The organism is Segatella oulorum F0390 (genome assembly GCF_000224615.1).
GTDB classification, from domain to species: Bacteria; Bacteroidota; Bacteroidia; order Bacteroidales; family Bacteroidaceae; genus Prevotella; species Prevotella oulorum.
This window is the reverse complement of sequence record NZ_JH114217.1, coordinates 538,188-551,487: the sequence shown is the minus strand read 5'-3', so window position 1 is coordinate 551,487 and position 13,300 is coordinate 538,188. Positions and strand designations below refer to the sequence as shown.

Here is a 13,300-nt window from a genome sequence, read left to right as displayed (position 1 = left end):
GATGCGTGCATGCCATCGTTACACAAAAAGCCTCGCTCAACATCACAAATATTGGGCGGGGCTTTCGCCATCTTGATTTATTATTTACCTTTGCACACAAAATAAACGTATGGGAAAAGGAAAGTTAGAAAAGTTCAGAGAGATGGAAACCTTTGCTAATGTGTTTCAATATCCTTTCTCGGTGGTCGACGAGGCGCCGTTTGCCATGAAGGGGAAATGGCATGAGCAGTATTTTAAAAACAACCACCCTATCGTGTTGGAATTGGGTTGTGGCAAAGGTGAATACACGGTGGAGCTGGCCAAACGCTATCCCGAGATGAACTTCATTGGCGTGGATATTAAGGGCGCTCGCATGTGGACGGGTGCGAAACAAGCTTTGGAGAGCCAGTTGACCAACGTGGCCTTCCTGCGCACCAACATCGAAATCATCGACCGATTCTTTGCACAAGATGAGGTGAGCGAGCTGTGGTTGACCTTCAGCGACCCACAAATGAAGAACCCCCACAAGCGTCTTAGCAGCACATTCTTCATGGAGAAATATCGTCATTTTTTAAAAGACGGCGGAGTTGTGCACCTCAAAACCGATTCAAACTTCCTCCACACCTACACCGAGGCTATGGTGAAAACGAACAACCTACCCCTACTTTTCACAACAACCGATTTGTATCACACCAAAGGGTTAGATGCCGAGACGCAGAAAATTCTTGCCATTCAAACCTATTACGAGGCGATGTGGATGGAGCGAGGCCTCAACATTCGCTATCTCAAGTTTCAACTTTTGCATGCGATAAGCCTGCACGAGCCCGACATAGAAATTCCTTTAGACGAATATAGAAGTTATCATCGTCCCAAGCGCAGTAGTCTGAAAACAAGCAAATAATTTTAACGAAATTGTTGCAAAGCTCAAAATTTAGTACTACCTTTGCGGTCGGTTAATTTTCATAACCGCTTTTTTTTCTTCAATTAATTTATCGTTTGGGTGGTGACACCCATCATAAATAAAATCCATTCAGCAATGAATGGAGGTTTGTTTTAATTAGTCGTTTGTGCGAGAGTTTGTGAAAACAATCGCATATAAAAATCTTAAAAGTTGAGTTATAGAGAAGCGCATGCTCGTGAGAACATGCGCTTTCGTTTTCAAAGAACGCCGTTCGGCAATATCAAAAATTATCACTACTTTTGCAATCGTAAAACATTCAACGATAACAAAAATATAAATAACAACGTAAAGAGATGACAACATTATATCCAAAACTCATCACGGATGCCTTGGCAACGGTGATTTATCCCGGAACCAAGAAAAGTATTGTCGAGAGCGAAATGCTTGTTGCCGACGATATTCATATCAATGGACAGCACGTTGCATTCACCCTAATATTCCCACGCGACACAGATCCGTTTCTCAAATCTACGCTAAAAGCAGCCGAAGCTGCCATCCATTATCACATTGGGAAGGAGGTTCAGGTGGAGATACACACCGAATTTAAATCGCAACCGCGTCCAGAAGTGGGCAAAGCGCTGCCCGAAGTGAAGAATATCATTGCGGTGAGCTCGGGCAAAGGTGGCGTGGGCAAAAGCACGGTCTCGGCCAATCTGGCCATCGCCTTAGCCAAGTTGGGCTATAAGGTAGGCTTATTAGACACCGACATTTTCGGTCCGAGCATGCCGAAAATGTTCGGTGTGGAAGACGAACGTCCCTATATGATTGAGAAAGACGGACGCCAGCTGATTGAACCGGTTGAGAAATATGGCGTGAAACTGCTCAGCATCGGCTTCTTTGTTGATCCCGACACCGCTACACTTTGGCGTGGTGGCATGGCCACATCTGCGCTCAAACAACTCATCATGGATGCCGATTGGGGTGCGCTCGACTACTTTATTCTTGACACACCTCCTGGCACAAGCGACATTCATCTCACCTTGCTTCAGACGTTAGCCATCACGGGTGCTGTCATCGTGAGCACACCACAGCAAGTAGCTTTAGCTGATGCACGCAAAGGAATCGATATGTATACCAACGACAAGGTGAACGTGCCCATTCTCGGTTTGGTGGAAAACATGGCCTATTTCACACCTGCCGAATTGCCCAACAACAAATATTACATCTTTGGAAAAGATGGTGCCAAAGACTTAGCACAATCAATGCATCTGCCATTGTTAGCACAAATCCCCATCGTGCAGAGTATTCGTGAGGGAGGAGATGATGGCCAACCAGCAGCAACAAAAACCGATAGTATCACAGGACAAGCTTTTCTGGGTTTAGCACAGTCGGTCGTTACAGTGGTCAATCGGCGTAATAAAGAGCAGGCTCCAACAAAGATTGTCGGCGTAGAATAGCTGTAAGTGCACACCATCCACTGCAAAGGAATTGCCACAAGCAATTCCTTTTTTCATGTTACATTTGTTCATTATTGCGCAATGATAGCGCAGCTAAAGTTGGTTTGATATTTACCCAGTTGTAAGTAAGTCTCTTAAATATTGCTGTCCGGTAAACCTTTTATCTCTGAAAAAAGATTTACCGGACAGCAATAATTTAAAAAATGAACGTGGAATTACCTATATAAAGGCAATCCCGCAAGGATTTTTATGCGAATTAAGGTTTACCGGACAGCAATAATATAGAATGGATTAATGTGGTCAACGAAGCATGGCGGTGGCTGACACCCCTAAAGTACTTCACTTTGCGGCATGGAGAATCCGCCGGCGCTGCAAAGCATACATCAGCCAGACCAATGCAAAATAGGCAATAGACTGCAACCACAGGCCCATGAGCTCGGGCCGAATGTCGGCAAGCGTAGCGCCCATGCTGCTGATACGCAGGAAACCTCGCACAGCAAAGGTTGAGGGGAAGAGGCGCGCGAGCAATTCCCACACCCAGGGCATGTTGCTCTGTGGCCACGAGATGCCCGTAAGGAAGAGTAAAGGCACCGAGGTAAACACCACTAAGAGCATCACTTGTTCGCGCTGGCGCACAGCAAAGGACAAGGCCATCGCCGCAAAGATGGAGGCCAGCAAATAGGGCAAAAGTAGCGCCGCGAGGCTGCCTGCCGAGGCTAAAGCGGTGAAACGAAACATTTTTGGAACGGCTAAGGTGAGATAGGTTGCCATCACAGCGAACACCATGAAGTAGAACAAAGCTTTGCCCATAATCAAGGTCAGCGCGCCAACCTTGAGGGTATTGGCCAGCGTTGGATAGCCCTGCCGATTGCGTTCGCGAGCTGTTCCGGCTGCCATGCCGATGCCCAATAGCAGTGCTTGCTGCATAATTAAAATCAAAACGCCGGGCAAAATGGCATTGCCATAGCCTCCTGTGGCGTTGAAAATGGGCACTTCGGCAACGGCGAGCGGTTCGGTAGCCAGTTCGTCTTCATGTTCATTAAACGTGGGTTGCCGATGCAATAAAATGTTGGCATTTTGCTTTACTGCCACCGCCTGCGCCGTTTGAAACACGGCTTTATACGCCAACATAAGACTCATATCACAATAAACGCTCACATGAGTTTGTTCCCCTCGATGGAGCTGCTCGGCATAATCGCGCGGAAAATAAACTATTCCATAGCCCTCCTGCCGCGCCAAGCGCTGTCTCGCCTCGTCAACACTATTGCTATAAGCAGCCACTTGCACGTTTGGCGAGGCATCAAACGCCCGAATGAAAGCACGACTCTCGTGGCTATGGCTCGCATCCACCACCACTACGGGCACTTCATAAACCACCTCGTTGTTGTAAATCCACGAATAGAGCAAGGGATAAATCAAAGGTAAGAGGAAGAAAAACATCACCACACCTTGGTCTTTCAAGGCAGCCCGAAGCTCTTGCGCCCAAATATTGCAGAGCGTTTGCAAGGCCGTTAGCATGCGAGAGAGAAGCATTTTCAAATCCATTTAGGGTAGATAGGTGTAAAGTAACATCGCACGTTTGATGTTCCACAAGCTGACAAATGGCAGAAAGCAAAACAACAACAATGCCAACAAATTGAGCCAAGCAGCAGACAGAGGGAAACCGTTGAGCACACAGAGCTGATAGAGCATGTAGTAATGGCGCAAAGGAAAAAGCTGCGCCACAGCTTCAAGCATGGGACTCATGGCAAATACGGGGAAGGTGGCGCCCGCAATCGAAAGACTTACGACCGCCCAAAGTGAGCAAACACTCATAGCCATGCGCAAGCCCGGCATCAGCCCAAAGACAAAGATTCCGAATCCCTGCGCTGCCAACAGCGACAAGATGCCACAAAGCAAGATGGGCAGAAAACCACCCGAATGGGGGAAGTCTTGCACGTAATAGATGTAGAATTCGAAGGCATAGAACATCAAAAGCGATACTACCAACAGCGGAAGTAGTTTCCCGGCCAATGCCACCCATGCACGATTGTCGGCTAAAGCCATCCATTCGCGACTCCGTTGGAACTTAATCTCGACGCCTAAACTATAGGGTGTAAGCAAAAACACAAACAGCATGAGCAGGCCCGGCACCATCACTGTGGAGAGATAGACATTATAGTTGGCCCATGGATTTTGCAGCATGTGCAAATCAATCGCTATGGGTTGCAAAGTAGTTCTTATCTCACGTGGCGTGCGTCCCAAGGCACTCAACTTCGCTTGTCCCACCGCAGCCGAGCCTAACGCCGAGATGGTTTTGAGGTCTTTAAAAAGCAACGAGCCGGCCACCAACGTGGTGCTGCTATAATAAAAAGATAGTTTGGGTTGCGTGTTGGTGCCCAATCCACGCGTCATCCCCTTTGGAATATAGAGAAACGCATAAATCTCATTGCGCTGAATTGCCTCACGTGCCTCGTTCATGTTCTGATATTGCGCCACCACTTGCGAGGATTGAAAAGCATCTAAGCGCCGAATCATCGCACGCGAAGTGGCTGTCTGGTCTAAATCAACCACGCCCACAGGCATATCTGTGGGTACGCCTTGCGCCATCAACGAAGTGAAAAACACAATGACAACGATTGGAAACACCACCAAACTAATCCAATAGATGGGCTGTTCGCGCATAATACCACATTCGCGAAAGGCTATTGTCCAAATCTGTCGCAAGGTTTTCATGCCCGTTATCTTTCCTCTATTTCAAAATCAAACTCATGCCCGGGCGCAAACCTTCTATCTTGGTTAAGGGGCGCGCACGCACCTCAAACGTCTTCAAGTCATATTGCCCGGTGGTCTTTGTTGCTTTCCACACAGCGTAACTGCCTTGATCTTTCACATAATAGACCTTCATTTTCATCTCCTTATTAAACGCCGGCACAAACACAGAGAATGTTGTTCCAATCTTCATTCCCTTGAGCTGATCTTCCCGAATATTGAATGTCCCCCACTGATCACTTAGCTCTGAAATGCTCATAATGGGCGAACCCAGCCCCAACAGCTCGCCCACCTTGGGATAAACCTCGCTCACTTCGCCTTCAACCTGCGCCACTTGAACCGTTTCTTTCAGCATCGAAGCAACCACTTCCACGGCGCCCAAAGCGGCTTTTACATTGCTGGCTGCCACACGTTTCTCTTGCGAACGGGCACCATTCTTAGCCATGTTATATTGGCTTTCGGCTGCCTTCACCTGCGCTTCCGACGCTTTAAAGGCCGCAAAAGCCTCATCGCGTTTCTGCCCACTAATCACCCCTTCGTTGTAGAGGTTTTGCATGCGGTTATAAGTCTTCTTGGTAATTTCAGCCGCCGCACGTGCTTGTTGCAGCAATTCGAAGGCGCCTTGAATTTGCTCTTTGCGCGCACCTGCATCGGTTAAATCCTTTATTGCCTCGGTCGTTGCAGTTGTTGCTTGCGCCACTTTCTTCTGCGCATCCATCTCAGGAATTTCAATAATGGCCAACGTGTCGCCCACATGCACATAGTCACCCTCTTTCACTCTGAGCTCAACCACGCGACCCGGATATTTACAAGCCACCCGAAATTCTTCCACTTCCACTTCGCCTTGGATAATATCCTTTTGCTTTCCCAACGTGAAGAAACCGATAATTCCTACAATGGCCACCACAAGAATGATGCCTAAGATGGCCAAATACATATTTGTATGTTGTGATTTTGTTGACATGATAATCTGTTTGATGAGTTTATGGGTTAATATTCAAGCACGCCTAATGCCTTTTGTAAATTCACTTGTGAGAGTCTCACCTCCACTTCGGCGTCTATTTCCTGACTCTTTGCTTGCTGCCATGCCGCTTGAGCTGCCAGCACATCGGTCGATTCTATGACGCCTTCTTTAAAGCCGAGCGTTGCACATCTGAGGTTCTCTTCGGCACTATGGATGTTCTTTCGCGCCATAACAAGCCGCTTATGCGCCTCTTTCACCTTGAATTGGCATTGTGAAATTTGCAGGCTTATCTTCTCTTGTGCATCGCTCAATTCCATCTGTGCAAAGCTCGTTGCCGCCTTAGCCGCCCGCACTTTATAAGCACCTTCAAACCAGTTCCACACGGGAACCTGCACCAATACGCCCACATTCCACGTGCCGGCCAACTTACGTTCGAAACCATTAAACACATTGGGGTTGCTGGCAAAATAGCCTCCAGTGAGCAAAACATGCGGTAAATAGATGGCACGCACCAAGCGCTCGCCTTGCTTTGTGAGGTCAACCATATTTTGAAGCATGCGCAACTCGGGACGATTTTCATTGGCTAAACCCTTGTCGGCCACAGCTTGTGGCTGTGCATCGAGGTTGAGCACACGTTGCAATGGCTGTTCATCAACCAACGACACACGCTCCTCTAAAGGCAAACCGCAAAGCTGACAGAGCAACATCTTGGCCAAAACCAATCCGTCTTCCACCTGCGTCACTTGCATTTCAGCCTCATTCACACGCACATCCACCTTCAATCCGTCGGCCTTTGTGGCGACACCTTCTTGAAACATTTTCTGCACATCGCCCGACAACTTCTGCACCAAGGCCAAATAGCTGTTGGCTAATTGCTGTTTCTGTTTCAGCGAAACAACCATCCAATAGGCCTGATCTACATTGTAAAGCGTCGCCTGGCGCTTGGCATTTGCATCGTTCTCGGCCACACGCTCATTGAGTTCGGCCATGCGATTGAGCGCCGTGATGGCTCCACCCATATAAATAGGTTGCCGCACCACAGCCGCCCCACCCCACATGTGATGGGTGTTGGTCTCAAGGCTGTTGACAATATTCTGCCCCACTTGATTGCCCATGCCCGCCATGGGACCGCTGACTTGACTGAAAACATTACTGATTTGGCCTGCAACTGAGGGCGAAATAACCCCATGAGCCACCATGTTGGTGAGCAAACTCGACAGGTTTCCGCCGGCAGCAGCAGTAACTCCTGTACCCAAATGGTTGAGCGCATCCTTTTGATCTTTGCTCAACAACGAAACGCTTTCACTAAAATATTGATAGCCACCCACAACATCTACCTTGGGCAGATATTTCGTCTTGGCTGCCTTTCGCAGCTGCAAGGCTATTTCTTGCTTAAATTTTGCGGCGTTAATCTGCTTGTTATTGCGGAGTGCCAATGCCCTGCAACTGTCTAAGCTCAAAGGCTGTTGCGCCGCGACAGGGAGCAGTGTTCCCCACAAAAGCAAAACCGAAACTATCTTTTTCATCGTGCGGATATTTTTAATTCCTACCACTTTTCTTCGCAATCTGTCATGAATTGCCACCCAATCTCCACCTTTTTCCTATTGAAAACGGTACACTTTGCCACGCCATTTATTTAAAGGTGAAACTCTTTGAGCCAATCATGTTGCCATCAGCAAAGATACTCACGTTGTAAGTTCCTTCCATTAAGGTCTGCGTGACATTCCAAAAAAGGGTGACAGGTGTCTCTTGTCCACCATATTCTATGGTCTTTTGCATAGAGCTTTGCAATGTCTTGTTTTCATAATTAAAACTGCTTCCGCCCCCCAAAAGATTGCCCGATGGCGACGTGATGCGCACATAAACAACCTTATTTCCGTTGCCCGCTGTCACATTTTTCGTGATGGTGAAGTTTAATTGCAAGGCCGTACACTTTTGAATGCTGTTCGTAGTCTTGCCCTTTTTGTTCTTGGCAACAAGATTAATTCCCGTGGCATCGAGCTGCGCAGCAATCGCCACTTTCTCGGATAGTGAGGCCTTTTCGCTATTCAGTCCCTCGATTTGGCGCGTTGCCTCGGCATATTGTCCTTTGATTTGCGTATTCTCGGCAGTGAGGTTTTGGTTCAACCGATTCAGCGAATCAATCTCCATAACATAACTTCTCAGCACCTTTCTCACCGTGGCCAATTCGCGTTTAAGGCGTGTAATCTCGGCTGCATCGGTGGTTTTCACACGTCTCAATTCGGCCAAAAGCCGCTGTGTTCGCTCCTGCTCGGCCGAGAGTTGTGCCACGATAGAGTCATTGCTGATTTGCGTTTTCATCTCGCTATACTGATTGGCAAACTGCTGATACTCATTTTCCATTTCCTTTTTATCGAGTTCAGCCAACTCTTGCATGGCTTCATTCGCCTGCTTCTGTTGGTGCAAATTCACGGCAAGATAAACAATTCCTGCCGCAAGAAGCAGTCCTATCACAAGCAGGGGAATTAAAAATTTCTTTTTCATATTTGGAATTCTATTTTGCGTCATCAAGTGCTACAAAATTATTTATTTTCTTCTAAATAACCAACTTTTTATCGGCTGCAACGCTTTTTATCCTCTTTTTCCACGCATTTTTGAGCAAAAAAGAACAATATAAAAAATAATTTTATAATTTTATCGCCCAAAACCTATCGTGCGAACATGTACAGGACTCATTTTTTTAAAAAGGCATTCTATCTCTACTACGACGGTTTTCGCCAAATGACATTGGGAAAAACGCTGTGGCTGATTATTCTCATCAAACTGTTTATCATGTTTGCTGTGCTGAAAGTGTTTTTCTTTCCTAATTATATTAAGAGCAAAACACAGCATGGCGGCGAGGCAACGTTTGTCAATGAGCAGCTCAAGCAACGCATGCCGAAATGAGACAGGCAGAGAGAATGGACACGGAAGAACGCCATGCAAAGCTGCATGACATTTACAAAAAGCTAACAATTAATGATTTAAAATTATATTACAATGATGTATCAATTATTAGACATCAGTGCCTCAACCATTGATTGGTCGCGTGGACAATTTGCGCTCACAGCGATTTATCACTGGTTGTTTGTGCCCCTGACGTTGGGCTTAGCACTGATTATGGGAATTGTTGAAACCTGTTACTATCGCACCCGCAAGCGTTTTTGGAAAGATGCGGCAAAGTTTTGGCAAAAACTTTTTGGTGTAAACTTTGCCATGGGCGTAGCAACAGGCATTATCTTAGAGTTTGAATTTGGCACAAACTGGAGCAACTACTCGTGGTTTGTGGGCGACATCTTCGGCGCACCTTTAGCCATCGAAGGGATATTAGCTTTCTTTATGGAGTCGACTTTCGTAGCCGTGATGTTCTTTGGATGGAAGAAAGTGTCGCCGGGTTTCCACTTGGCTTCTACCTGGTTGACAGGAATTGGCGCCACACTCTCAGCTTGGTGGATCTTAGTAGCCAACGCATGGATGCAGTATCCTGTGGGACAAACGTTCAATCCCGACACCATGCGCTTTGAAATGAATTCATTTTTCGACGTGGCTTTGTCTCCATTTGCCATTGGAAAGTTCTGCCACACGGTGACTTCCTCATGGATTATCGGTGCCGTTTTCGTGGTAGGTGTCTGCTCATGGTATCTGCTCAAACGCAGAGAGCAGCTGCTGGCCATAAACAGTTTGAAGGTGGCTACCATCGTAGGTTTAGCGGCTTCGCTCTTAGCTGCAGCCACAGGCCACGACTCTGCCTACCAAGTGGCGCAGACACAGCCCATGAAATTAGCCGCAATGGAAGCACTCTACCAAGGTGGAAAGGCACAAAGCCTGTCGTTGGTTGCCGGCGTTTCGCCCTTCCAACAGCCCGACTATCTGCACCAACAGGAACCACCTTTTAAGATAGGTGCGCCCTATGCACTCTCGATTTTGGCTACAAATAGCTTCGAAGGTTATGTGCCCGGCGTGCAAAATATTCTTGCAGGCTACACCAAAAACGATGGCACAAAAGAGCCGTCTGTAGCCGAAAAGATGGCACGTGGGCGTCGTGCTATCGTAGCTTTGCAGCAATATCGTGCAGGAAAACAGACGCCCGAGGTGAAACAAACCTTGCGCGACGACATGAAATATTTTGGTTATGGCTATGTAAAGTCGCCCGATCAAGTGGTGCCCAACATCCCCATTAACTTCTGGGCATTCCGCATCATGGTGGGATTAGGCATGCTCTTCATCCTCTATTTCTTGTTTGCAGGCCACATCACCTGGCACAAAAACATTGCCGATGATAAGTGGCGCTGGCTCTGTCGCGCAGGCATTGCCTTGGTTCCCTTGGCCTATGTTGCTACCGAGTCGGGCTGGATTGTAGCCGAAATGGGGCGTCAACCCTGGACCATTCAGGACCTATTGCCCACGTGGGCAGCAGTGAGCGACCTCAATTCGGGTAGCATTATCATCACCTTCTTCTTGTTCCTCGCGCTCTTCACCACGATGTTAGCCGTGGAAATCAACATTCTGTTTAAACAAATCAAAAAGGGGATGGAGGCCCCAAGCGTATGAGTTATTCTTTCTTTCAGCACTATTGGTGGTTTTTAGTTTCGTTGTTGGGCGCCCTGTTGGTGTTTCTCATGTTTGTGCAAGGTGCCAATTCGCTCATCTTTAGCTTAGGCCACACGCCCGAAGAGCGTCGCATGGTCGTGAATTCAACGGGCAGGAAATGGGAGTTCACCTTCACCACTTTGGTTACTTTTGGCGGTGCTTTCTTTGCCTCGTTCCCGCTGTTTTATAGCACAAGTTTCGGTGGAGCCTACTGGCTTTGGATGACCATTCTCTTCACGTTTGTGCTGCAAGCGGTGAGCTATGAGTTCCAAAACAAGTTGGGCAACCTGCTCGGCACCCGCACCTTTCAATGGTTTTTAATCATCAATGGGCTCGTAGGTCCGTTGCTCTTAGGCGGTGCTGTGGCTACATTTTTCGATGGAAGTAACTTCTTGGTCGACAAGCAAAACCTCACTAATTTCATGCAACCCGTCATCAGCAAATGGGCGAATGCGAGTCATGGTTTAGACGCTTTACTCGACCCTTGGAACCTCATCTTTGGTTTGGCGGTGTTCTTCTTGGCGCGCATTTTGGGCTTGTTCTACATCATCAACAATGTAGATAACAAAGCCATCAACGAGCGTGCACATCGACAATTACTGTACAATGTTGTTCCGTTCTTGGTGCTGTTCTTGGCCTTTTTGGTGCGCACCTTGCTCAAAGAGGGTTATGCCTATCAGCCCGAAACAGGTGTGATTTTCATGGAACCCATGAAATATCTGCACAATTTGCTCAATATGTGGTATGTCACACTCATCATCCTCATCGGTGTGGTGCTGCTGCTTTTTGCCGTGGGTCGCACGTTGTTGCGTCCCACTTACATGCGCGGTATTTGGCCAGCAGGCATTGGTGTGGTGCTCGTAGTGTTGGGATTGCTGCTTTGTGCAGGCTGGAACAACACGGCTTACTACCCTTCAACGGCTAATTTGCAAAGCTCATTGACCATCGCCAACAGCTGTAGCAGCCTGTTTACGCTCAAGACCATGTCGGTGGTTTCGCTGCTTATTCCGTTTGTTTTGGTTTACATCTTCTTGGCATGGCGCGCCATCGACCGCAAAGCCATCACACAGGAAGAGATTGAAAACGACGAGGCGTATTAGTCTACATGCTCATTTACACAAAAAAGTGGTAGATGCTTCGTTGCATCTACCACTTTTTTCTGCGCCGTAACAACTAGAACTCCACGTGCGCTGCAAACCTACTGTCGATGAGCCAAGAGGAAATTGTTGAGCTGCTGCACCACATATTTGGCTTTATCAATGTCATTGCCTATAGCTATTGACAAATGCTCGCCGTCGGTAAGCGCAACAATCACCTGATAATCGTTGGTGGTATAGGGGTTCGAACGGTTGTTAAACGTCACTTCGGCAATATCCTGCGCCTCGAACTTCCGCCCCTTCAACACCACAAAGTCGGCATAGAAGAGCAGGGGCACATCATAGGTGGGACTGCCAAACGTGTGCACACTCACCACTTCATCGGGCATACCATAGTCGCGTTGCATCGCCTGCAAATAGCAATCTTCATCGGTACAGGCCGCCTCAGCAGCATGCGTCGCTGCATGGTGCAGCCTTTGTTTGCGATAAACTATGAGAAGCATCGCCACGACAGCGACGATCATCACCAGTAAAATGATAGAAGGAATGTCCATTGTTATTCATTTTAAAAACCTTAATCATGCCCAGCATCCCTTTAGATGCAAGCACAAAGTTAGGCGATGTTCGCTAAGGAGCAAACAAAACAGTATGCTTTTTAAGTTTTTTTCAAGCGCATCGCTCATCCCATTGGCATGCGGTGCTTGAGTAAAGCAGCTCACACGCAGCGATTAAATTTTAACACATTTCCATCGCGTAATTGCGCAATAAATCGTATATTTGCCACCAATAAATAGAAAAAAGAATAATTTAACCTTTAAAATTTCAACAAAATGAAACGATTAAAGACAAAGATGTGGGCCATGGCCTGCTTAGCTGTGGCAAGCATGTCGCTCAGTTCATGCCTCAATGGCAACAACAACAGTGAGGAAGATTGGTTTGGAACACCTGCCGAACGCTATCAAACGTTCCTCACGATGAAAGGGAATTACGCTGGGAAACTCTATTTCCCGAAAGGAACAGACCGTGACGGCAAGTTTGAGAGCGACAGTATTGTCTCGCATTGGCGCATCATCAACGACTCAACGATGGAGATCTATAACGTTCCTCCACAAGCGTTGACAACCTTTGTGAGCGATGCTGCGCTGAAAACAGCCATCAACGCCTCGGCACCCATGACACTTAAATGCAAGGTGCTCTTCACCAAACCGCAGTACAAGATGTTCTTTGCAGGTCCTAAACCCACCGAACAGCCCATCCTATTGAGCGGTGCAAGCCACAAAGTGAAATTCTTTGCGCAACAATTCACCAACTATTCCTATGGTAAGCGCCTCGATAACGGCACGGTGATAGCGCAATTAATCTTCACTGGCATTCAAGTTGACAACGACAATAACAACAAAAACGAGAAGGATTTCCCCATCATTTTAAAAGGTCAGCGCATGCCATAAGGGCAACATACCCTTGGTTTCTGTGCCAAAAGGTTCAAGATGGACAAACAATAAAGCGGATGCACCTCATGATGCATCCGCTTTCGTTGCTATAAATGATTAATTTAAACCCT

Annotated in this window: 12 protein-coding genes; 6 read left to right on the top strand and 6 right to left on the bottom strand. The window is 47.3% G+C overall.

The window, feature by feature from the left end; translation table 11 throughout:
* Window positions 1-109: 109 nt before the first annotated feature.
* Both trmB and HMPREF9431_RS11445 read left to right on the top strand, forming a co-directional pair.
* Window positions 110-880, top strand: a complete 771-nt coding sequence (gene trmB / locus HMPREF9431_RS11450) for a tRNA (guanosine(46)-N7)-methyltransferase TrmB (RefSeq protein WP_004381481.1) — start codon at window positions 110-112, stop codon at window positions 878-880.
* A gap of 353 nt (window positions 881-1,233) precedes the next feature.
* Entirely contained in the window at window positions 1,234-2,337 is a 1,104-nt protein-coding gene (locus HMPREF9431_RS11445) for an Mrp/NBP35 family ATP-binding protein (RefSeq protein WP_004381480.1), read from the top strand.
* A 339-nt stretch (window positions 2,338-2,676) separates the two neighbouring features.
* Here the strand turns inward: HMPREF9431_RS11445 and HMPREF9431_RS11440 are convergent, their stop codons facing one another.
* The 5 genes from HMPREF9431_RS11440 to HMPREF9431_RS11420 form a co-directional block, all read right to left on the bottom strand.
* The gene (locus tag HMPREF9431_RS11440) at window positions 2,677-3,882 is read right to left on the bottom strand and encodes an ABC transporter permease (RefSeq protein ID WP_155813030.1); all 1,206 of its coding nucleotides are present in this window, start codon (window positions 3,880-3,882) and stop codon (window positions 2,677-2,679) included.
* Window positions 3,883-5,052, bottom strand: coding sequence for an ABC transporter permease (locus HMPREF9431_RS11435; protein ID WP_004381478.1), 1,170 nt, complete (start codon window positions 5,050-5,052; stop codon window positions 3,883-3,885). It abuts the gene before it with no gap.
* 16 nt (window positions 5,053-5,068) lie between these two features.
* Window positions 5,069-6,052, bottom strand: a complete 984-nt coding sequence (locus HMPREF9431_RS11430; RefSeq protein WP_025070491.1) for an HlyD family secretion protein — start codon at window positions 6,050-6,052, stop codon at window positions 5,069-5,071.
* 26 nt (window positions 6,053-6,078) lie between these two features.
* Complete coding sequence (locus HMPREF9431_RS11425) at window positions 6,079-7,578, bottom strand: TolC family protein (RefSeq protein WP_004381476.1); 1,500 nt, start codon at window positions 7,576-7,578, stop codon at window positions 6,079-6,081.
* A gap of 106 nt (window positions 7,579-7,684) precedes the next feature.
* Window positions 7,685-8,557, bottom strand: a complete 873-nt coding sequence (locus HMPREF9431_RS11420; protein ID WP_040561636.1) for a coiled-coil domain-containing protein — start codon at window positions 8,555-8,557, stop codon at window positions 7,685-7,687.
* A 177-nt stretch (window positions 8,558-8,734) separates the two neighbouring features.
* Between HMPREF9431_RS11420 and HMPREF9431_RS11415 the strand changes: the two genes are divergently transcribed.
* From HMPREF9431_RS11415 to HMPREF9431_RS11405, 3 genes are all read left to right on the top strand, one after another.
* The gene (locus tag HMPREF9431_RS11415; RefSeq protein WP_004381474.1) at window positions 8,735-8,959 is read left to right on the top strand and encodes a DUF4492 domain-containing protein; all 225 of its coding nucleotides are present in this window, start codon (window positions 8,735-8,737) and stop codon (window positions 8,957-8,959) included.
* 93 nt (window positions 8,960-9,052) lie between these two features.
* Window positions 9,053-10,603 carry a cytochrome ubiquinol oxidase subunit I gene (locus tag HMPREF9431_RS11410; protein ID WP_004381472.1) on the top strand — a complete coding sequence of 517 codons (1,551 nt, stop codon included), beginning with the start codon at window positions 9,053-9,055 and terminating at the stop codon, window positions 10,601-10,603.
* Window positions 10,600-11,742, top strand: coding sequence for a cytochrome d ubiquinol oxidase subunit II (locus tag HMPREF9431_RS11405; RefSeq protein WP_004381471.1), 1,143 nt, complete (start codon window positions 10,600-10,602; stop codon window positions 11,740-11,742). Before HMPREF9431_RS11410 ends, HMPREF9431_RS11405 begins: the two co-directional genes overlap by 4 nt.
* A gap of 98 nt (window positions 11,743-11,840) precedes the next feature.
* Here HMPREF9431_RS11405 and HMPREF9431_RS11400 read toward each other — a convergent pair whose 3' ends face one another.
* Window positions 11,841-12,293, bottom strand: a complete 453-nt coding sequence (locus HMPREF9431_RS11400; RefSeq protein WP_004381470.1) for a hypothetical protein — start codon at window positions 12,291-12,293, stop codon at window positions 11,841-11,843.
* A gap of 276 nt (window positions 12,294-12,569) precedes the next feature.
* On the opposite strand from HMPREF9431_RS11400, the gene HMPREF9431_RS11395 reads away from it, so the two are divergent.
* Window positions 12,570-13,187, top strand: a complete 618-nt coding sequence (locus tag HMPREF9431_RS11395) for a DUF4840 domain-containing protein (RefSeq protein ID WP_004381469.1) — start codon at window positions 12,570-12,572, stop codon at window positions 13,185-13,187.
* The last annotated feature ends 113 nt before the right edge of the window (window positions 13,188-13,300 follow it).